General features: G+C 61.2%; 13 protein-coding genes, 1 tRNA gene and 2 rRNA genes (1 of these 16 running past the window's edge). 7 read left to right on the top strand and 9 right to left on the bottom strand.

Annotation, left to right across the window (positions count from 1 at the left end; translation table 11 throughout):
* The 4 genes from K1T73_RS00080 to K1T73_RS00065 all read left to right on the top strand — a co-directional run.
* Window positions 1-3,222, top strand: a 23S ribosomal RNA gene (locus K1T73_RS00080); it begins 221 nt to the left of the window's first position.
* A 114-nt stretch (window positions 3,223-3,336) separates the two neighbouring features.
* Window positions 3,337-3,451: ribosomal RNA gene (gene rrf, locus K1T73_RS00075) — 5S ribosomal RNA — on the top strand.
* 81 nt (window positions 3,452-3,532) lie between these two features.
* Window positions 3,533-3,609: transfer RNA gene (locus K1T73_RS00070), tRNA-Met, on the top strand.
* 158 nt (window positions 3,610-3,767) lie between these two features.
* Window positions 3,768-4,496 (top strand): hypothetical protein, encoded by a 729-nt coding sequence (locus K1T73_RS00065; protein WP_220601990.1) that lies wholly within the window; start codon window positions 3,768-3,770, stop codon window positions 4,494-4,496.
* Window positions 4,497-4,683: 187 nt separating this feature from the next.
* Here K1T73_RS00065 and K1T73_RS00060 read toward each other — a convergent pair whose 3' ends face one another.
* Both K1T73_RS00060 and K1T73_RS00055 read right to left on the bottom strand, forming a co-directional pair.
* The gene (locus K1T73_RS00060) at window positions 4,684-6,051 is read right to left on the bottom strand and encodes an FAD-binding oxidoreductase (RefSeq protein ID WP_220601989.1); all 1,368 of its coding nucleotides are present in this window, start codon (window positions 6,049-6,051) and stop codon (window positions 4,684-4,686) included.
* Window positions 6,052-6,066: 15 nt separating this feature from the next.
* On the bottom strand, window positions 6,067-7,236 hold the full coding sequence (locus tag K1T73_RS00055) for an FAD-binding oxidoreductase (RefSeq protein WP_220601988.1): 1,170 nt from the start codon (window positions 7,234-7,236) through the stop codon (window positions 6,067-6,069).
* 80 nt (window positions 7,237-7,316) lie between these two features.
* Between K1T73_RS00055 and K1T73_RS00050 the strand changes: the two genes are divergently transcribed.
* From K1T73_RS00050 to K1T73_RS00040, 3 genes are all read left to right on the top strand, one after another.
* A complete protein-coding gene (locus K1T73_RS00050) occupies window positions 7,317-7,991 on the top strand; it encodes a GntR family transcriptional regulator (RefSeq protein ID WP_220601987.1) in 675 nt (224 codons plus the stop codon).
* Window positions 7,992-8,006: 15 nt separating this feature from the next.
* Window positions 8,007-8,990 (top strand): TAXI family TRAP transporter solute-binding subunit, encoded by a 984-nt coding sequence (locus K1T73_RS00045; RefSeq protein ID WP_220601986.1) that lies wholly within the window; start codon window positions 8,007-8,009, stop codon window positions 8,988-8,990.
* Window positions 8,991-9,066: 76 nt separating this feature from the next.
* Complete coding sequence (locus K1T73_RS00040) at window positions 9,067-11,640, top strand: TRAP transporter permease (RefSeq protein ID WP_220601985.1); 2,574 nt, start codon at window positions 9,067-9,069, stop codon at window positions 11,638-11,640.
* Window positions 11,641-12,231: 591 nt separating this feature from the next.
* On the opposite strand, the gene K1T73_RS00035 is transcribed toward K1T73_RS00040, so the two are convergent.
* From K1T73_RS00035 to K1T73_RS00005, 7 genes are all read right to left on the bottom strand, one after another.
* Window positions 12,232-12,483: a hypothetical protein gene (locus K1T73_RS00035; protein WP_220601984.1), complete on the bottom strand. Its 252-nt coding sequence runs from the start codon at window positions 12,481-12,483 to the stop codon at window positions 12,232-12,234.
* The gene (locus tag K1T73_RS00030; protein WP_220601983.1) at window positions 12,483-13,157 is read right to left on the bottom strand and encodes a D-Ala-D-Ala carboxypeptidase family metallohydrolase; all 675 of its coding nucleotides are present in this window, start codon (window positions 13,155-13,157) and stop codon (window positions 12,483-12,485) included. Before K1T73_RS00030 ends, K1T73_RS00035 begins: the two co-directional genes overlap by 1 nt.
* 74 nt (window positions 13,158-13,231) lie before the next feature.
* Complete coding sequence (locus tag K1T73_RS00025; protein WP_220601982.1) at window positions 13,232-13,540, bottom strand: hypothetical protein; 309 nt, start codon at window positions 13,538-13,540, stop codon at window positions 13,232-13,234.
* A 61-nt stretch (window positions 13,541-13,601) separates the two neighbouring features.
* Window positions 13,602-14,678, bottom strand: coding sequence for a DUF2793 domain-containing protein (locus K1T73_RS00020; protein WP_220601981.1), 1,077 nt, complete (start codon window positions 14,676-14,678; stop codon window positions 13,602-13,604).
* 10 nt (window positions 14,679-14,688) lie between these two features.
* Entirely contained in the window at window positions 14,689-18,675 is a 3,987-nt protein-coding gene (locus K1T73_RS00015) for a glycoside hydrolase TIM-barrel-like domain-containing protein (protein WP_220601980.1), read from the bottom strand.
* A gap of 9 nt (window positions 18,676-18,684) precedes the next feature.
* On the bottom strand, window positions 18,685-19,101 hold the full coding sequence (locus tag K1T73_RS00010; RefSeq protein ID WP_220601979.1) for an NlpC/P60 family protein: 417 nt from the start codon (window positions 19,099-19,101) through the stop codon (window positions 18,685-18,687).
* A gap of 14 nt (window positions 19,102-19,115) precedes the next feature.
* A complete protein-coding gene (locus K1T73_RS00005; RefSeq protein WP_220601978.1) occupies window positions 19,116-20,000 on the bottom strand; it encodes a DUF2163 domain-containing protein in 885 nt (294 codons plus the stop codon).

Genomic DNA, 20,000 nt, shown 5'->3' with positions numbered 1-20,000 from the left:
AACCCGGAGAACTGAAACATCTAAGTACCCGGAGGAAAGGACATCAATTGATACTTCCCTAGTAGCGGCGAGCGAACGGGGACCAGCCGAGCCATGATTGTGAATAGAACGCGTTGGGAAGCGCGGCCATAGAGGGTGACAGCCCCGTATATGAAGCATGATTGGACGTATTAAGTAGGGCGGGACACGTGAAATCCTGTCTGAAGATCGGAGGACCACCTTCGAAGGCTAAGTACTCCTTACTGACCGATAGCGAACCAGTACCGTGAGGGAAAGGTGAAAAGCACCCCGACGAGGGGAGTGAAACAGTACCTGAAACCGGACGCCTACAATCAGTCGGAGCTTGACTGGACTCTAATGACAATCTGCTTCATTTAGGTCGGAGGACCTGAACGGGAGCATGATCGAATGTCTGATATTGCAATCGCCACGGATGGCACCTTTGCCGTTATCGGATTGGTTCTCGGGCTCATCAACATGGGCGTGAACCACTGTCCGAACGAAGGGTGCCTCGCGAAGAACGAGCGTCAGCCGTATTTCGCGGCCTCGATCGGCGATGTTGTCTTCCAGGATGGCACCATAGGTGAAGAGATTTACCTGCGGCGGCAGACCTCGATGGCACGCGGGCCTTTTCAGTTCACCTACGGCGCTTCGATCACCGAAGACGGCGGGTTCTGGATCGGGCTCGGCAATACAACGACATACACGACACCGAATGAACGGTGGTACGCACAATTCCACGCGATGCCCGGACTTTACTCGAAGGGCGGCGATGTCGGGCTGGGCGGACCGATCCAGTTCAGATCGGGTATCGAGGTCGGTTACACCAACCGAAGCGGGATCCGCATGGGCCTGTCGGTGGATCACCGCTCGAACGCGGGGATCTACAGCAGCAACCCGGGCCTCGAGACCGTGCAGTTTCGGGTGTCGATCCCAACCAAGTGATTGTTATTAGTGTCCAGTCTTGTGACGGCGTACCTTTTGTATAATGGGTCATCGACTTGGTCTATCTAGCAAGCTTAAGCCGTTAGGTGTAGGCGCAGCGAAAGCGAGTCTTAATAGGGCGAATGAGTTAGATGGATCAGACCCGAAACCGAGTGATCTAGGCATGGCCAGGTTGAAGTTGAGGTAACACTCAATGGAGGACCGAACCCACATCCGTTGAAAAGGATCGGGATGAGCTGTGCCTAGGGGTGAAAGGCCAATCAAACTCGGAGATAGCTGGTTCTCTGCGAAATCTATTTAGGTAGAGCGTCATCCGAATACCCTCGGGGGTAGAGCACTGGATGGGTAATGGGGCCCCACAGGCTTACTGATCCTAACCAAACTCCGAATACCGAGAAGTACTAGATGGCAGACACACTGCGGATGCTAACGTCCGTAGTGGAGAGGGAAACAACCCTGACCTCCGGCTAAGGCCCCCAATTCATGGCTAAGTGGGAAAGCAGGTGGGACGACCAAAACAACCAGGAGGTTGGCTTAGAAGCAGCCATCCTTTAAAGATAGCGTAACAGCTCACTGGTCTAAACAAGTTGTCCTGCGGCGAAGATGTAACGGGGCTCAAGCCATGAGCCGAAGCCGAGGAGTGCGTATGCACTGGTAGCAGAGCGTAGTGTGACATAGTCTCGTTCCTCCTTAGCGGGTTCGCCTGCATTGGAGGAGAGAGGCTTTCGATGAAGCCGGGGCGTGAGCCATCCGGTGGAGAGATCACTAGTGAGAATGATGACATGAGTAGCGACAAACAGTGTGAGAGACACTGTCGCCGAAAGTCCAAGGGTTCCTGCTTAAAGCTAATCTGAGCAGGGTAAGCCGACCCCTAAGGCGAGGCCGAAAGGCGTAGTCGATGGGAACCAGGTTAATATTCCTGGGCCAGATGGAAGTGACGGATTGTGAAGATTGTCAGCCCTTATTGGATTGGGTTGGCCGTTAATCAGTCCCTGGAAATAGCTCCATCATGAGATCGTACCCTAAACCGACACAGGTGGACTGGTAGAGAATACCAAGGCGCTTGAGAGAACGATGTTGAAGGAACTCGGCAAAATACCTCCGTAAGTTCGCGAGAAGGAGGCCCAGTTTCTACGCAAGTATTGGCTGGGGGCACAAACCAGGGGGTGGCGACTGTTTACTAAAAACACAGGGCTCTGCGAAGTCGCAAGACGACGTATAGGGTCTGACGCCTGCCCGGTGCCTGAAGGTTAAAAGGAGGGGTGAGAGCTCTGAATTGAAGCCCAGGTAAACGGCGGCCGTAACTATAACGGTCCTAAGGTAGCGAAATTCCTTGTCGGGTAAGTTCCGACCTGCACGAATGGCGTAACGACTTCCCCGCTGTCTCCAACATCGACTCAGCGAAATTGAATTGCCTGTCAAGATGCAGGCTTCCCGCGGTTAGACGGAAAGACCCCGTGCACCTTTACTACAGCTTCGCACTGGCTTCAGGCACAACTTGTGCAGGATAGGTGGTAGGCTTTGAAGCAGGGACGCCAGTCTCTGTGGAGCCGCCCTTGAGATACCACTCTTGTTTTGCTTGAAGTCTAACCGCGGTCCGTTATCCGGATCCGGGACCCTGCGTGGCGGGTAGTTTGACTGGGGCGGTCGCCTCCTAAATGGTAACGGAGGCGCGCGAAGGTTGGCTCAGAGCGGTCGGAAATCGCTCGTTGAGTGCAATGGCAGAAGCCAGCCTGACTGCGAGACTGACAAGTCGAGCAGAGTCGAAAGACGGCCATAGTGATCCGGTGGTCCCGAGTGGAAGGGCCATCGCTCAACGGATAAAAGGTACGCCGGGGATAACAGGCTGATACTGCCCAAGAGTCCATATCGACGGCAGTGTTTGGCACCTCGATGTCGGCTCATCTCATCCTGGGGCTGGAGCAGGTCCCAAGGGTACGGCTGTTCGCCGTTTAAAGAGGTACGTGAGCTGGGTTTAGAACGTCGTGAGACAGTTCGGTCCCTATCTGCCGTGGGTGTAGGATACTTGAGAGGAGTTGCCCCTAGTACGAGAGGACCGGGGTGAACGATCCACTGGTGGACCAGTTGTCGTGCCAACGGCAGTGCTGGGTAGCTATGATCGGAAAGGATAACCGCTGAAGGCATCTAAGCGGGAAGCCCCCCTCAAAACAAGGTATCCCTGAGGACCGTGGTAGACCACCACGTCGATAGGCCGGAGATGTAAGCGCAGCAATGCGTTCAGTTGACCGGTACTAATTGTCCGATAGGCTTGATTTGATCCAGTAGAAGCCAGACTTCGCATGTGCCAACGTGGCACAGGCGAGCGTGCTGAAACTGATCGGAAGCATACACACCTTGTGTGCTGACTTGGAATTCAGAGGTCTTTCTCGGTTTGGTGGTCATAGCAAGAGCAAAACACCCGGTCCCATCCCGAACCCGGTCGTTAAGTGCCTTAGCGCCGATGGTACTGCGTCTCAAGACGTGGGAGAGTAGGTCGCTGCCAAACCTAGTAAGACCTCTGAGATGTATCTCTCTTTCGATGTTCGCCTCACAAGACCGAATTCCTGGCCCGTGAGGCGCCAATTGGCGCGGGGTGGAGCAGCCCGGTAGCTCGTCAGGCTCATAACCTGAAGGTCGCAGGTTCAAATCCTGCTCCCGCAACCAAAAAACCACATACCATCAAACGCTTAAACCCCGACCTAATCAGTCGGGCTTTTGCTTGGGCGGTTTACATCAACACCACCTCAACGTTTGGCGAGTCCTTCAGCTTGGGGGATTTATTGATTCTGGCCCCGGCAGACGCCTCGTGGCAGAATCACGCCATGATCGAATTCCGCACCCTTTCCGATGACCATCCCGACCTCGCGCATTCACCGCTGTTGCGCGCTGCGCTGTTGACGCTTCAATACGCGCAGGACCACGGGGCAATCGGTTTGACCAAGACAAAGGCGTTCAAGCGCGTCTTCGTCCACTGGGCGGTCGAGCATTTTGATTGGCCTGGAAGCAGTGCGGAAGATATGTTCCGCTACAGCAAGGTCATCAACGAATACGAATTTCCGCCGCTCGAGGTGCTGCACTTCCTGTTGATCAGCTTGCGCCTGGGACGGCACTTCAAAGGTGAATTCCGGCTGACCAAGCGTGGCGCTACACTGGCACAAACTCCGGGGAAGCTGTTTGCAGAACTGATCCCGTTCTTCCTTCTCGAGATTGACCACGCCTCCTACTCGCGCCTCAACGAGCGCCCGTTTGGCAATTGGAATGTCTGGATGAACGTGATCAACGTCGAGGCCCACCACGGCACCACAGAACGGACGCTATTCGCGTCGTTCTATGGCGAGGACCATGACTGGGACTGGGACAACGCCGGATGGCGAGAGATGGCCGCGTTCTCATCCTGCGTCTTGCACCCGCTTGAGTGGGCGGGGTTGCTCGTCCAGACCCGTGAAGAGCGCAAGGGCAAGCATGTGCACGACGTCTTCAAGACGCAGCTCTGGCGCAGCGCACTGAAACTGGAGACCGACGACATGCTACAGCCGGTTTCAGTTCAGTAAGGAAACCGCGTGCACTGCCGAGAGCCGGCTTTCGAGACCGATGCAGCGAAGGTTGGTGCCGAGCCCGGCCGCCGTTCGCAGGTCGATTTGACACGTCAGCGAAGCTGATTCATAGCTACCATTCAATCACATCGCAGGAACATGCCTCGCTAAGCGCGTTGCCAGGTCCAACCGTTATAGGAGCAGTTCAGAGAACCCCTTTGCTCGACGCACGCAGAAACGTGAGCAACTCAGTGTTCTCATACCGCTCAATCGAGAACTCACGCGCGTAATCCGGCAATCCGGTGCCGGCAATCCATGCTGCGCACAATTCTCCGCTCGCGCAGGCCGCCATCGTGCCGAAACCCGACATCGCGCAATTCATGAATGCATCCTCGGGGCCCATCTTGCCGATCAGCGGCCAGTTTTCCTCGGTCATCGTGTACCAACCGCCATAATGGTGCATGGTGCGAGGCAGTTGCCCGTAGTAGGTCTTGAGAGAAGGGTTCAGGCGCGCCGCGCCGCGCAGTACGATCTCGGGAAACTTGTCGTCGAGCGGCGGCTCCCACGTGGCAGGGGCCGGCGTTTCATTGTAGGCCCAGCCCAGCTTGAGCCAGCTTCCGAAGTCTCCACCGTCGGGGCGACAGTGAATGGCGCCCGGCATCTCCTCGGCCAGCCAAGCGAGGTCTGGATCATCGAGAAGCAGATGACGCTCTTCCTCGGTCCAGTCGATATGCTGGCTGTCAAGGTCGATGGAGAACGGCAACGCGCGCGGAATCGCGGCTTCGCGATCCTCGAAGGCGATCTTCTGCTGGAAGGTGTTGAAGATGGGCAATTCCACACCCAACATCCCCGCAATCTCGTTGGCAAAGGGGCCTGCGGCGTTTACCATCTGGTCAGCCACCAGGGTTTCGGTACCGACCGGCGTGGCGATCTCGATCCGGAAGCCGTCCCGCACAGTGATGCCGCGAACCTCGCCGGTGATACGCCGGGCACCGGCCGCACGCAGCTTGTCCAGCATGTGCATACCCAATTGCTGCCCACTTATGTCGCCACCGCGCCTTATGTGTACGACCGTCTCGATATCCGGCGCATAGCTGAAAAAGCGGTCCCGGATCAGCGCCCGGTTCTGCACGATATCGATGCCGGACGGCGCGCTTTGCCAATCTGCGTCATCGAAGGGCTGATAGCTGTCCGAGCGCGCCCCGGTGTGATAGCGGACCAGGCGATCCGCCGCATCGCCAAGCCCATCATGGATTTGCGCCACAATGGCGTCGATATTCGCGTCGCGCGTGGTCAGCGCGTAACCCCGCCGTGTCATGGCAATCCGGTTGTCGCTCTCGCGCGAAATATCTTCCATCAGGTCAATGGAACGGTTCGTGAATGCGACCATCGCGGGATGCGGCCACCAGTTGCGATAGTTCTCGCCCGATTGGGCCGAGGTAAAGGCCATCGGCTGCCCCAGATCGATCAGGGCGATATCGCGAATGCCGTGGTTCTTCATCAGGTAATAGGCGGTCGCGATACCTATGGACCCTGCTCCAATCACAGCGATCCGCGCGTGATTATCTGCCATGCTTCTGCCCCTTTCCTACGTGATCCCAATTTCCGGATATGGCTCATTGCGCTGGACACGCACCATCCCCAACCCGCTCAGGTCGATGGATTGGTAGGCGCCATGCAGCACAAGCTCTGAAATGGCGCGTCCGACGGCCGGGGCATGCATCAGGCCATGACCGGAAAAACCGCAGGCGGTGATCAGGTTTTCATGCCGCTCGGAATATGGTCCGATAATCATGTTTCCGTCGAGCAGGTTCTGTGCGTAATGCCCCGCCCAGCTGCGCTTCAGGCGCAGGCTCTCGAAACTCGGCACCAGCGCAGCGAGCATCGGCCATACAGTGTTTTCGAAATAGTTTGCAAAAAAGCCGCGATATATATCATCGACAAAGCCCGGGTCGATCTCAAAACTGGGCCGTCCCCCGGCGAACCCGTCACCTTCGGGACGAAAGAAAAGGCCGCTTTCATCCTTGACCAGCGGCAAGGCCTCCATCGGCTTCGGGCAGTGCCAGAAATGCTGGACCCGACACATTGGCGCCACGGGGAGTGACGCGCCGGTCATCTGCGCGATGTCATTGACCCACGGCCCGGCGCAGTTGACCACGTAACCGGCCTCGATCCGATCACCGTTTGATAGGATGACTGCCTCGGCCTTGTGCGCAGTCGTTTCAATCGCCGATACGCGGGCCTCTTTGTAGATCGCACCATGATGTAGCGCCGCGCGACGGAACCCCCAAAGGGCGGCGTTCGGATCGACCCAGCCGTCATCGGGCGTATGGCACGCCAGGGTGATATCGTCGCGCAGGATGGAGGGGAACTTTCGCCGCAACGCATCGCGGTCCATCAACTGGGTCGTGACACCCATCGAGCGTTGCCGCGCGGCATTGGCGCGCAATGTGTCTTCGCCATCCGCCCCGACGACGAAAAGGTATCCCTGCTCGCGAAAGTCCAGATTCGGCAAGTCGGGCACACCGTTCATGTGCCGTTTGAAGTTTCGGTAGAAATCAATGCTGAACAGCGACTGTTCGATATTTTCCGGCACGCTGAACTGCTGACGCACGCCGCCCGCCCCTTGCGGCGACGTGGCTTTCGCGTAGGTCGAATCGGCCTCGACTACCATGACGTCGGCACCGGCGCGCGCAAGAAAGAAAGCCGCGGCCGACCCGATGATGCCGCCTCCGATGATAACAACCGTGTCCGTCATGCGGTCTTCCCTGTCTGCATTTTCGTATTCGAATTGACATAAACGTATACGATCTGCAAGGATGGTCCAAGAGGATGCTTATGAAATCTGAAACGACACCACTAGCCGCGACCAAGCCGATGGCGGACTCGGTCTATGACAGCCTGAAGGAGAGCATCATTGCGGGCTCTCTCTCCCCCGGCGCGCCGTTGCGCCAGGATGAAATCGCGCGGAGCTTCGGCGTAAGCAAGGTTCCGGTGCGCGAGGCGCTTCTGAAGCTCGAAGTCGACGGGTTCGTGCAGTTTCGGAAGAACCGCGGTGCAATCGTGCGTCATCTCTCGTCTGCGGAAATCCTCCAAATTCTGGATATCCGCATCGCACTGGAGTGCAGGGCGCTGGAATTGGCGCTGCCAAACATGATCGATAGGGATTTTGCTGCGGCAAGGGAGATTCTGACAACCTATTCCCGCGAGACGAACAGTGAAGGCTGGAGCGAGCTGAACATCCGCTTTCACGAAACGCTCTACGAGCCGAGCGGCAATCCGCAGCTTCTGCAACTTATCGCGGACATGCAGCAACGCATCGGACCGTATCTGCGCAAGTTCGTGTCGCAGGCAGCCGGGCTCGAGCGGCCCGCGCGGGAACATGACCAGATCCTCGATGCCTGCCAGCGGGGCGAGGCAGCCGAGGCCGTCGCGCTGTTACGAGCGCATATCGAAACCACCAAGAAGGAAACGGCCGCCAGCCTTCGCCGGCAGGAAGGCCACGACAGCTAACTCAAGGGAGGAACCATGACCAACAAACTCACCATCGCGGCGATTGCAATCTGCGCCGGAACTGCGCTTTCGGGCGCGGCCTTCGCGCAGGACCAGCAATTCGTCAACATTGGAACAGCCGGGATCGGCGGCGGGTATTACCCCACCGGCGGCTTCATCTGCAACGCCGTGAACAAGAGCCGCGAAGCTCAAGGGCACAACATCCGTTGCACCGTCGAAAGCACCGGCGGCTCGGTCGCCAACCTGCGGTCCATGGCGGCGGGCGAGATGAACATCGCCATAGCTCAGTCCGACTGGCAATATCACGCATACAACGGATCGTCAGCTTTCGAGGACGCCGGACCAAATGAAGATCTGCGCTTTTTGTTCTCGTTGCACAAGGACACGAGCCATGTCGTCGCGCGGGCTGAGCTGGGTCTGAGCGATTTTTCCGAACTGGAGGGCAAGGTCGTTAACATCGGCAACGCCGGCTCGGGACAGGCGGCCTCGATGATATTTGCCCTAGAGCAATATGGAACGGATCCGGACAGCTTCTTCGGGCAGGCAACGCGCCTGACGTCGCGCGAACAGGCACAAGCGCTCTGCGACGGCAAGATTGATGCCTTCTACTATACGACGGGCATCTCGGCCTCCAGCATCACCGAAGCGGTGAACACCTGCGATGCAAGCATCCTCAACTGGTACGACGAAACGATCAAGCAGATGATCGCGGATTACCCATATCTGGTGGCGTCCGACATCCCCGCGGGCACCTACGCGGGGCAAGAGGAGGAAGTGAACACCTGGGGCCTCGTCGCCACCGTCGTTGCCACGGCAGATACCGACGAGGATACGGTTTACAACATGGTCAAGGCGGTCTTTGACAACTTTGAAGATCTCAAGTCGCAATCGAGCCTCTACACGCTGGTGACGCGCGAAGGTGCAGCCGTGAACGGGCGCAGCATTCCCTACCATCCCGGAGCCGAGCGGTACTTCCGCGAGACCGGCCTGATCGAGTGATCGGTTGATCGATAGCCAAACATGAGAACCGACAGGGGCGATGCATTCGCCCCTGTCCGCATAGGGGCCCAATCACATGGCGACTGAGACGCGGCGCGACCTCGATGATCTTATCGCAGAGAACGATCTGGGAGCGCGGAGCCCGTCGGGGCTTACCAGCCGCCTGATCGTCCTGATCTGCCTTGCCTGGCCTATCTACCAACTATACGTCACGTCCCCGCTGCCCTTCATTCTTGGCATCGGGTTGATCGATGACACCCAGCAACGCGCCATCCACCTCGCCTTCGCGATGTTTCTGGGTTTCATGCTGTTTCCCGCTTTCGCCCGCTCGCCACGTCGCTACATTCCGCTCGCCGATTGGCTGCTAGCGCTGCTCGCGGCGGCATGCTGCCTTTACATCATCGCCTTCTACCACGAAATCCTGGGCAATGCCGGTGGACGTCGCACGACTGCCGAAACCATCGTGTCCATTGGCGGCCTCTTGCTGCTGGCCGAACTGACACGGCGCACGCTGGGCATCGCGCTCGTCATCGTGGCCGGGATGTTCTCGGCCTATGTGTTTCTCGGGCCTCAGCTGCCTGATCTGATCGCGCATCGCGGACACTCCCTAAACCGCTATATCGATCACATGTGGCTGACGACCGAGGGGGTTTTCGGCCTGCCTCTGGGTGTCTCGAACAGCTTTATCTTCCTTTACGTCCTCTTCGGCGCATTGCTGGACAAGGCCGGAGCGGGAAATTACTTTATCAAGCTGTCGTTTTCGATGCTGGGCCATTTGCGCGGCGGGCCGGCCAAGGCGGCTGTCGTGTCGTCCGGCCTGACCGGTCTGATTTCGGGCTCTGCCATCGCCAACGTTGTGACGACCGGCACCTTCACCATCCCTCTCATGAAGCGCATCGGTTTTTCAGGTGAAAAGGCTGCGGCGATCGAGGTCAGTTCGTCCATAAACGGGCAGATCATGCCGCCGGTGATGGGCGCGGCAGCATTCCTGATGACCGAATTCGTCGGGATCTCCTATTTCGAGGTTGTGCTGCATGCCTTCGTTCCGGCCATCATCAGCTATGTCGGCCTGTTCTATATCGTGCATCTCGAAGCGGTGAAGGCGAACATGCCTGTCCTGGACAAGCTGCGCGAATCTACCCTGCTGCAGTCCATCGGGCGGTTCCTATTCGGCTTCGGTCTGGTCGCCGTGGTGGCGGGGGCGGTCTATCTCGTTGCGTCCGGCCTCGCCGTCATCGCCGGTCCGGCAGCAACACCGCTGGCCGCGGTCCTGCTGGCCGCACTTTACGTCATGCTGCTGAAGACCGCCGCGAGCCAGCCGCCACTCGAGACCGACGACCCCGAAGCCGCGCTGACGACGATCCCCGAGTTGCGTCCGACCTTGCTGGCCGGCTTGCACTACATCCTGCCCATCGGTGTGCTGGTCTGGTGCCTCATGATCCTGCGCTTCTCGCCCGGCCTGGCGGTCACTTGGGCGATTGGCGCGCTGGCGGTGATCCTCATCACGCAGCGCCCGCTCATGGCATGGCTGCGGGCCGAACCTTCGCCGCAGGTTCACTCCGAGTTGCGCGCAGGTGGCGCGGACCTTCTTGCTGGTATGGTGTCCGGGTCACGCAACATGATCGGCGTCGCCCTCGCGATGGCCGCCGCGGGGATCATCGTCGGGGTGGTGTCGCTCACAGGTCTCGGCTTGCTGATGACCGAGATCATCGGCGCGATTTCCGGTGGCAGCCTCATGATCATGTTACTCTTCACGGCTCTGATGTGCATCATTCTGGGCATGGGTCTGCCCACAACGGCCAATTACATCGTCGTCGCCAGCGTGATGGCCGGCCCGTTGATGACGATGGCCGCCCAGAACGGCCTCATTATCCCGCTGTTCGCCGTGCATCTGTTCGTCTTCTATTTCGGCCTCATTTCCGGCACGACGCCGCCCGTGGCGGTCGACAGCTTCGCCGGGGCGGCTGTCGCCCGCTCGGATCCGTTGCGAACCTCTATCATGGCGTTCTTCTACAGTTTGAGAACGTCCGTCCTGCCCTTCATCTTCGTCTTCAATCCAGAGCTCTTGCTGATCGGCGTGAACAGCGTTTCCCACGCGCTGTTGATCATCGCCTCCTCGACCGTCGCGATGTGCCTGTTCGGGGCGGCAACCATGGGCTTTTTCCTCATACGCAGTTATCGCTGGGAATCGGCGGCCCTCCTTCTCATTGCCTTTACATTGGTGCGCCCCGGATTCTGGCTCGATCAGATCGACCCGCCCTTTACCGAGGTCGATCCCGCCACGGTCTTTGACGTCGCACGCGCAACGCCGGACGGTGGTCGTCTGCGGATGACGTTCGAGGGTGAGAACTTCAGCGGCGACCCAATAGAGCGGGTGATAAATGTACCCCTTGGCGCAGCCGAGGGCCGATCCGGCCCCGAGCGGTTGGAGGGCGAGACTGGCATGACACTACGCCTCGACCAGAGAAGCGTCGTGGTGGAGGATATCCGCTTCGACAGCCCGGCCCAGAAATGGGGTATCGATTTCGGCTGGAAAGTGATCGGACTGCAGAAATCAAACTCCCGAATGGACAAGGAATGGTTCTTCGTTCCGGCTTATTTGGCGATGCTACTGATCATGGGTCTGCAATGGCGGCGTCGATTGACCTGAACCTCCGATAGCGCCGCTGCGAGCGACCCGTTCTCCAATTACACTTGCATCATACGTGCAGTGGACGACCGAAAAGTCCCGCGTCTCGATGGTCGTGCTGCGCTCGCAAACGCTCGCAAAGCAATGCTGCGACAGCAAACATAGAAAATCCAAAGTCGGGAAAGTCCCGCATAGCAAACCTTGCTGTCTGGCGCAGCGAAGTTCGGCAATTGCTTTATCCACTATCAATTCCAAGATTGCCAGTCACCCCTCTCGATCCGCTATAGGTGCACAATTGTGCGCCTTTTGGCCCCGGCAAACGGCGCCACCGTATGCCACTATCCCCGCGTGGAGATCCCGCTGCCGTTCTTTGAAACCGTGAATCCGAGAAACGGGCCGGGCTTGACGTTTGGGGTCGAGGCGTCAGGCGTTTCCCGCAGGCAATTGTCCGGCCCTTTTCACCTGCAGGCCCGCGCCTGATCGCGCATCACGGCGTAGTCGCTGAGCATCCGGATCACTATCGCGCCCTCCGGCAGGGCGGCCACCTCGGCCGCAGCGCGCGCCTGGTCGGCGGCGCTGTAGGGCACAACAGGCGGACATGGCGCGCCTGCGTCAGAATTGACCGTCGCGCAGGCGTTGAGCCAGAGCATCGCGATCAGCAGGGCGACGGCTGGCGGCATCCAGCATCTGGCGTTGGATGTCATGGGTTGTCTCCGATGTTTGCAAGCGTTCCGCCAGCCGCCCGGCACGCTCACCCGCGCGGCGGAGGTTCAGCAGGAACAGGGCGATGGTGATGGCGGCCAGTATCAGGCCCAGCGCCTTGCGCGCCGGGCCGCTGGTGAGGATCGCGGTGATCCATCTCATCACCGCTGGCCTCGCTTCCAGTCATCGATCCGGGCGTGGATGGCGACGGCAATGCCGATCAGCGCCACGGCAATGAAGACCCAGCGCAGGGTGTCGAGGTAGGGCACGAGCGGCAGGATGGCGGATTGGGTCTCGGACAGGACCTCTTGAGCGACCTCGACACCGGCGGCACCGATTGTCGCCACCCCGGCCGCACCGCCGCCTTTCATGGTGCGGCTCTCGGCCAGAACCTCACGCGCGGGCGCCACCTCCGCCACGAATGGCGTGGGGCGTGCGGGAAACGGTTCACCCCAGGACCGGGCGGGGCCGAGGTCAATGTGCATGAAGCCCGAGCGGGGATAGGTGCCGAAGCCAAGGAAACCTACGTCACGGGCAGCTTCTGCGAAGGTTGCCGGATCATGGTTCGACATGGCGATATCGAACGCTGTGCCCAGCATGTGTTTGGAGCGCGGTGCCCCGCCCACGGCGCGGTTATGGGCGGGACTGCGGTAGCCCGAGCGCACAATCAGCGGCTTGCCAAGCTGGTTGCGCAGGGTCTGCAGCTTGTCCATGGCCTCGGTATTGATTTTGAGCGCGCCCTCGCGGCGACTGGCGATCTCGGCGGGCGAAAAGCTCGGCCAGCGCCAGGCGCTCTCGGGCACGTCGCGGAAATGGGCATAAGTCGTTGTTGGCATGTCGGTCTCCGAAAATGCAAAACCCGCCTCCGGGGCGGGTCGGTTGGGTCGGCGTCGTGGTGGGGATATATCGGTCAGTCGCTGTGACCGCGCTGGAACGCTTCGAACATCAGATTGCGCATGGCGCGGATATCGGTCTCGATGCGGTTCAGTCGGTCGGCGTCGCTCTTGCGGTCCTCGGCGCGCTGTCGATCTACGCGGTCGCGCTCAGCCAGAAGCTCCCGGTCCAGCCGGGACAGCATGGCGTCATTGGTGAACGCCCTGCGCGAAACGGCGGCCAGCAGGGCGATGGTGCCACCGATCAGCGCGGTGATGGCCGCGGTGATGCCGTGATCGCGGAAGGCTTGACCAACCTCCTGCAGGACGGTGGTGTGGTTCGGCATGGTGATTTCCTTGAATGATCGATCCTGATTCGCCTGCGAAATGGCGGCTGGTTGCAGTCATTCAGCCGATCTTCGCGCCCCAGAAGGACGTGTGGTCGGCCGCAAAGTAGCCGTCCTGCGCCCGGAAATACCCTTGCAATTCCACGGTGTCGCCCGTCGTCAGCGGAACCATGGTCTGCAGCCAGATGGCGGTGGCCAGCGAGACATGGGTGGCGGAACTCTCGCCGAAGGAGCCCCGGATTTCCGTGCTGCCGTTCAGCACCAGCCGCGCCCGCATCCGGGCCGAGGTGCTGGAATTGACCTTGAAGAGCAACGTCGCGCCGAGGAGGTATGTCCCGTCGACGGGTGCGGTGAAGAGGCTGGTCCCGGCATCGAACCCACCCTGATCATTGTAGTCGGTGTTGTTCAGGCCGATCTTTGTCCAGGTGCCGACGCCGACATAGTTGTCGTAATCGGTATACGCCTTGAAGCGCGGGAGCCGTGGCTGATCGACAATGCCACTCGTATTATCAACGGTCAGGCCATCGAAGAACGTGCTGCCGTCGGGCGAGACGGCGAGTCGGAACTTGTCCGACCCGAACAACCCCAGCAGCGCCTTTGTCACGAAGCCGGTCTGCAGCGTCAGCCCGAGATCGTCGCCCGCAACCTCCTTGTTCATGGTGTAGAACAGATCACCACTTCCGCCTTCGGCCACCGTCTTCGCCGTCCAGAGCGCCGTGTTGAGCTTGGCCGAGAACGGGTTGGCGGGATCGGCGGTGGTACCCAAGCCCAGCAGCGCGAGACTCTGCAGCGCCTCGGGAGTCGTCCCGATCCACGCCGCCCCGTCGTAGACCAGCAGAATTCCCTCGTCCTCAACCCATGCGCGCCAGCCGTTGCGCGGCGGCAGCCGGAGCCAGGCACCATCGGTGAACAGTGCCACGTTCAGATCCCAGCCCGCCCAGTCGCCGGTGCCGCCGCTGGCAACGATGTAGCGGTCGCCATCGGCTGGAGAACCGGGTGGTGCGGTCAGATCACGGTCGAGGACGGAAAGCTGGACGAGCCCGTCGAGCAGCCGCAGCGCCTCATTGTGGGTGACGTGCTTCTGGGCCTGCGCCGCCAGGATGTAGGGCAGAGCCAGGTTGTTCGTGGTATCGGACATGGCGGTCCTTTCAGAATTTCAGTGTGACGATCTTGGCCGCGCCCCGGCCGATCAGGGCGGAGAGCTGAAATATGCGGACGACCAGGGTGTCGCGGGGGCCCAGCAGAGCGCCCCAGTCGCTGGTTTGCTCGGCGGCCGAGTAGATGGCGTTGGTCGTGGTTGCGGTCAGCGTGCGTTTGACAGCCACCCCATCGAGGATCTCGAGCTCATAGGCTTCGACCTCCTCGATCAGCGGCACGTCCACCGCCCCCCAGCTGTCGGCCGAGAGCGCGCGGGACCGCCGCGTCCAGCGGATCGTCAGATCGCCTGGCGTACGCGGTCGTCGCCACGGCTGCTCGACATGGACGACCGAAAAGGGTCGCAGCCCAGCGCCTTCGGACGTGAAAGGAACGGCAACATAGGTCTCGTCGCTGACAGAGCGGCTTGCGGGGCCGATGCGCCAGTTCCACGGCAGCTCGAGATCGGCCTCGGCGATCGGCAGCGAGGCAAGGCTTGCGTCCAGCACCACAATTCGCGCGCCAGCGGGCGCCGGATTGGCCATTGCCGCTTCCGTGCCCCGCTGGCCGCGCAGCAGACGCGTCAGGCGATAGCGGCATGGCGCGATCAGGTCTGCCGTGCCTGCCTGCACGACCTCCCATGTGCCGGGCGAACTCTCGACGGCGATTGCATTGGCACCGGCGAACAGGGTCAGGTCGGTGACACTTTCCAGCGTTCCGGTCAGCAGATCGACGACCAATTCATTGCCGAGATCAAACCGTGACGTGGGGCCTGCATAGAAGTCCGAGACCAACTCCCCGATTCTTGCCCGGCTGCCAAACGTGGTCAGCAGCTCGAACCCGTCCGTCGATGGGCTGCGAAACACTGCCATTTCCCCCGGCCAGGGAACCGCATGCGCTGCGATGAGCGGCCGATGCACGGGCTGATCCTCGGTGAGTTGCGGCAGGTCCATCAACACGACCTCGGGCGCGCCAAACACGACCGGACTCAAGAGTGACGACGGACGTGGCGATCCGGGCGGCATATCGTAGGCTGCCCGGTCTTGATACACCGCCTCGATGCCTCGCGCCTCTGCGTCGGCAATGGAAATGAGCCGCAGTTCCATCTGCCGCCCATCATGTTCCAGCGTCACGACATCCGCCGGATCGAAGCCGAGCCGCGAGGGAGGCAAGCGAAACGCTGCCGTTTCACGGCCTGTCCAGGCTTCCATCAGCGCGCGGCGACAGCGGCGTTCGGCCTCCTCTGGTGGGACCGCCATGGGAAAGGACTCGGACGCAATCCGCGTCGTGTCGACCGTGATGCGCCGTGCCTCGACAAGCGCTGCGTCGTAGTCCTCGTCCGCGCGCGCCACCTGCCATTTCAGGGCCTGTGGTAATTCCGTTTCCTGGCCGCGCGTCAGTTCCAGCACATCGCCCTCGCGGCCACCGCTCCCCGCGTTCGGGGCGACCAGATCGTCGTGCGTCACGCTTGCCACGGCCGCCCGGCCGCGCATAACAAACCGGATCATGCCCTCTGTCTCGACCGCGTCGAACCCAAAGTGGCGCGACAGCGTGGTGATGGACGCGCGCGGGCTTTCCAGCGCGCCGATGACGTAGCCTTCGATCGCACCCCAGAGGCCGGTAACATCGATCCGCTCCGCAGGCATGCCAGCGCGCAGGCAGAGATGCCGCACAAGTGCCGCCAGCGACACCGCCCCTAGTCGCCCTGTCAGCCAGTGCCCCAATCGCCAGTTCGGCCCATCGGCCCAGACATCGGTCAGTTCGGGAAAGAACGGATAGGGCCGCGCGTCCCAGGTCCAGGCGGCGCATTCCGGGACGTGGACCATCCGGTCACTGTAGATCGATGACACCGGGTTGTTCGCGGCGTCGCCCCACCAGAGATAGGTTGCCTCAAGATAGGCGCGCTGGATCGCATCGTCCCGCCAGCCGCGCGAGAAATACGGCGTGACACTCTCGGACGATTTCGGGTCGAAGAACACGTTCGGCTGGTTTGTACCCCGGTCGATGGCCGGGCAGCCGAGTTCGGTGAACCAGATCGGCTTCGACTGTGGCACCCATGCCGTCGGGCTACCGCTCTCCACCCCACCCGGGCGGTTATAATGCGGGTTCGACCACCAGCTTCGCAGATCCTTGGTGCGGAAAACCCACGGCTTGCTGGCGGACCCATCGGTGATCGGAGTGCGGACCTGCGCGGCGCGATCAGCCTCGGAGCTGTAGAACCACTCAAACCCTTCTCCGCCTGCGATATTTGCCTGCAGGTAGGACCGGTCGTAAATCGCAGGCCATCCCTCAGCGGCATCCGCATGATCAAATCCGTCGCGCCAATCCGAGAGCGGCATGTAATTGTCGATCCCGATGAAATCGATCTCCGGATCAGCCCAGAGCGCGTCGAGGTGGAAATAGACATCGCCGCTGCCGTTGCTGGGCTGGTGCCCGAAATACTCCGACCAGTCGGCGGCATAGCCAATCTTTGTCGACGCCCCGAGGATCGCCCGCACATCCGCCGCCAGATCACGCAACGCCTGCACTGCGGGATAGGTGCTCGCCCCGGAACGGATCGTCGTCAGCCCGCGCATCTCCGAGCCGATCAGGAAGGCATCGACCCCGCCTGCAGCGGCGCAGAGATGGGCGTAGTGCAGCACCATCCGGCGCAGGCCCCAGTCACCGAACGCGCCGGTCCAACTGACGCTTTCGCCCGCGACGCTGAAGCTAGCGGGTGTCGCCGAGCCAAACAGCGCCGACACTTGCGTGGCTGCAGAACCGGTTTTGTCAATGGTCCCGATATAGTCCGCTGCAGGTGAACAGGTGATCCGCCCGCGCCATGGAAAGGCGGGCTGGCCTGTCCCGGCCGCGTTGTCGGAATACGGGTTCGGCAGGGTGTTGCCCTGCGGCACATCCATCATCAGGAACGGATAGAAGGTGACGCGCAGGCCTCGGTCTTTCATCTCCCGGATCGCCTGCACCACTGTGAAATCCGCCGGGGTACCACCGAAATTCGCCCGATTCTGATCGTCGCGGCTGACCAGAGATGCCGAGGCTCGGGTCACGCCGTTGACCGACCATGCCTGCGGCGTCGTGTTTTTGGCGGCCAGTTCGACTTTCGGCCGGACCTGACAATGCCCGGCGCGCAGATCATCGCCGAACCAGGACACCACGAGGCTGACGCTTTCGACCTTCGGCGCGGACGCCTGCAATCGATCCAGCGCCACCACCATATCTGGCACATCGGCCCGGGCGTTCAGGTTTTCCGCCTGCGTCGCCCCGCTGCCGCCCTTGCGGATTGTGCCCGTGGCATAGGCAAACTCGCCGGATGCCGGGATCATGGTGACCGCGCGGGTCAGCCCTTCCGCGGTGTCGGGATCGGCCAGCGGGCGGAACACCTCGAAGGAAAGCTGCGGGAGACGGTTTCCGAAATTCGCGAGCGCCAGATCTTCAAAGACGACATAGGCAGTGCCGCGATAGGCTGGCGTGCTGACCGCACCCATCTTCGCGGAAATGAACGGGTCCGCCGTTTGCGCCTCGTCGCCCGGATACCAGCGCCAGGTGACGCTGGAGAGGTCCATCGGCTTGCCGTCGGCCCAGACGCGGCCAATCCCGGTGATAGGACCCTCGCAGAGCGCGACAGCGAAGGATGCATAGTACAGATACTCGGTGGTCTTCACCTTGCCGCCACCCCCGCCGCCCTTGCCACCGCCCTGGGTGGTCGTCTTGGACTCTTCGCGGAAATCCGTGGCCCAGATGATATTGCCGCCGATCCGCATCCGGCCATAGAGGCGCGGGATCACCGCACCTTCGGTGGCCGAAGTGATGCGCAGGTTGTCCATCCGCGCGCCTTCGATCCGTTGCGTCGGCGCCATCGACGAGATGATCCAGCTGTCGACCACCGATCCGATGGCGGAGCCGATATATCCGCCGATCGTCACAGCGCTGACGCCGAGGATCGCGCCGCCGATGCTGCCGCCAATGGCAGCGCCAGCGGCACCCAGAACAAGTGTGGCCATGTCTAAATCTCAGCGTTGCGGAAACAGATAGGCAAAGGCGATGCGCCGCCGCCAGGACGGCGTGAGCGGTTCCTCGATCACCCCGAGCCGCTCATAGGCGTGGATGAAGGTATCGGGCCCGGTCAGGATCCCGACATGCTTGGCGATGGCGCGAGGCGTCATGCGGAACAGAACCAGCGCACCGGGAGCAGCTGCCGCCGGTTCCACTTCGATCATCATGCGCCGTGCGCCCTCTGCCAGCACCTCGCGCGGCCCGGTCTCGCCCCAATCTCGACTATAAGGCGGGATCGGGAACGGCTCTGGCCCCACCACCTCCCGCCAGACCCCGCGAGCCAGCCCAAGGCAATCGCAGCCGACGCCGCGCAGGCTGGCCTGATCGTGGTACGGCGTGCCGAGCCAGGACCGCGCAACGGCGATGACGCACATGGGATCGGCCACCTTCACAGCACACCACCCTCGTGCCCGCCATCCTTCGTGGCGTAGCGAAGCACCGCATCCTGGCCAGGGATGTGCGGAAAGCCCCGGAAATTGGCGATGTTGGCGAACTTCGCGGCGCAGGTCTCGATGCGCTTGTCGCAGCCCGCGCGGATGTTGAACGTATCAGCCTCGGTGATGGCGCGTACGGGCGCTTCGAGCAGTGTCAGCACCGCGATGCCGTCTGTAACGTCATGCGCGATGATTTCAGCCAGTCGCCCGGCATTGACCCCGCTGGTCCATTCGACCGTGCCGAAGGTGAACCAGCCGGAAGAGAAGTCGCCGAGCCCCGAGGCGGTGAAGGCGCGGTCGCGCAAGAGATCGAGGACGGTGCCCGGCCCTTCGAAGGCCGGATCATCAAGATCAACGCCGCAGCGCGCATCGCCCAGCGCGGCATCGCAGGTCGCCTGGAACGTCCGCCCCACAGCCTGGCCCAATACATGCGCGAGCGACCGAACCTCGGCCACGAATGCCAACCGCCCGCGCCGGATCTGGCCGATGGCCCCGCGCCGCATCAACACGCGCTGGCTGGTCTCGGCCCAGTTTACCCGCCAAACCTCGACTTCTGCGTTGTCCCAGCGGCCATCCAGAATATCGGTCTCGGTGATCCGGTCAGAGGTCAGCACGCCCTCGGCATCCTGCGCATCGACCGACAGGTCCGAGCCAGAGCGGATCTCTGAGGCCGTCAGCCCGCTTTCCGGTTCGAAATCGGTGCCATCGAAGCTGAGCGCCAGGTCGTGGTCGGTGAACCCGAATGAAAGCCCATCCGCGCGCGTGATCCGCCAGCACCACGACAAGGTGGTCGTGCCACCCTCAAGATGGGATTGCAGGGTCGGCGAGAGGGTTTTCAT

Origin of the sequence: Roseovarius sp. SCSIO 43702 (assembly GCF_019599045.1) — a bacterium.
Taxonomy (GTDB): domain Bacteria; phylum Pseudomonadota; class Alphaproteobacteria; order Rhodobacterales; family Rhodobacteraceae; genus Roseovarius.
Note: the sequence above shows the minus strand (reverse complement) of the source record. Positions and strands in the feature narration are given on the sequence as shown.

Excerpts from the sequence above, each read along its gene's own strand:
- K1T73_RS00030 (WP_220601983.1), bottom strand. The coding sequence starts at position 13,157 with ATGCCAACAACGACTTATGCCCATTTCCGCGACGTGCCCGAGAGCGCC.
- K1T73_RS00060 (WP_220601989.1), bottom strand. The coding sequence starts at position 6,051 with ATGGCAGATAATCACGCGCGGATCGCTGTGATTGGAGCAGGGTCCATA.
- K1T73_RS00065 (WP_220601990.1), top strand. The coding sequence starts at position 3,768 with ATGATCGAATTCCGCACCCTTTCCGATGACCATCCCGACCTCGCGCAT.
- K1T73_RS00040 (WP_220601985.1), top strand. The coding sequence starts at position 9,067 with ATGGCGACTGAGACGCGGCGCGACCTCGATGATCTTATCGCAGAGAAC.
- K1T73_RS00010 (WP_220601979.1), bottom strand. The coding sequence starts at position 19,101 with ATGTGCGTCATCGCCGTTGCGCGGTCCTGGCTCGGCACGCCGTACCAC.
- K1T73_RS00025 (WP_220601982.1), bottom strand. The coding sequence starts at position 13,540 with ATGCCGAACCACACCACCGTCCTGCAGGAGGTTGGTCAAGCCTTCCGC.
- K1T73_RS00050 (WP_220601987.1), top strand. The coding sequence starts at position 7,317 with ATGAAATCTGAAACGACACCACTAGCCGCGACCAAGCCGATGGCGGAC.
- K1T73_RS00035 (WP_220601984.1), bottom strand. The coding sequence starts at position 12,483 with ATGAGATGGATCACCGCGATCCTCACCAGCGGCCCGGCGCGCAAGGCG.
- K1T73_RS00055 (WP_220601988.1), bottom strand. The coding sequence starts at position 7,236 with ATGACGGACACGGTTGTTATCATCGGAGGCGGCATCATCGGGTCGGCC.
- K1T73_RS00020 (WP_220601981.1), bottom strand. The coding sequence starts at position 14,678 with ATGTCCGATACCACGAACAACCTGGCTCTGCCCTACATCCTGGCGGCG.
- K1T73_RS00005 (WP_220601978.1), bottom strand. The coding sequence starts at position 20,000 with ATGAAAACCCTCTCGCCGACCCTGCAATCCCATCTTGAGGGTGGCACG.
- K1T73_RS00015 (WP_220601980.1), bottom strand. The coding sequence starts at position 18,675 with ATGGCCACACTTGTTCTGGGTGCCGCTGGCGCTGCCATTGGCGGCAGC.
- K1T73_RS00045 (WP_220601986.1), top strand. The coding sequence starts at position 8,007 with ATGACCAACAAACTCACCATCGCGGCGATTGCAATCTGCGCCGGAACT.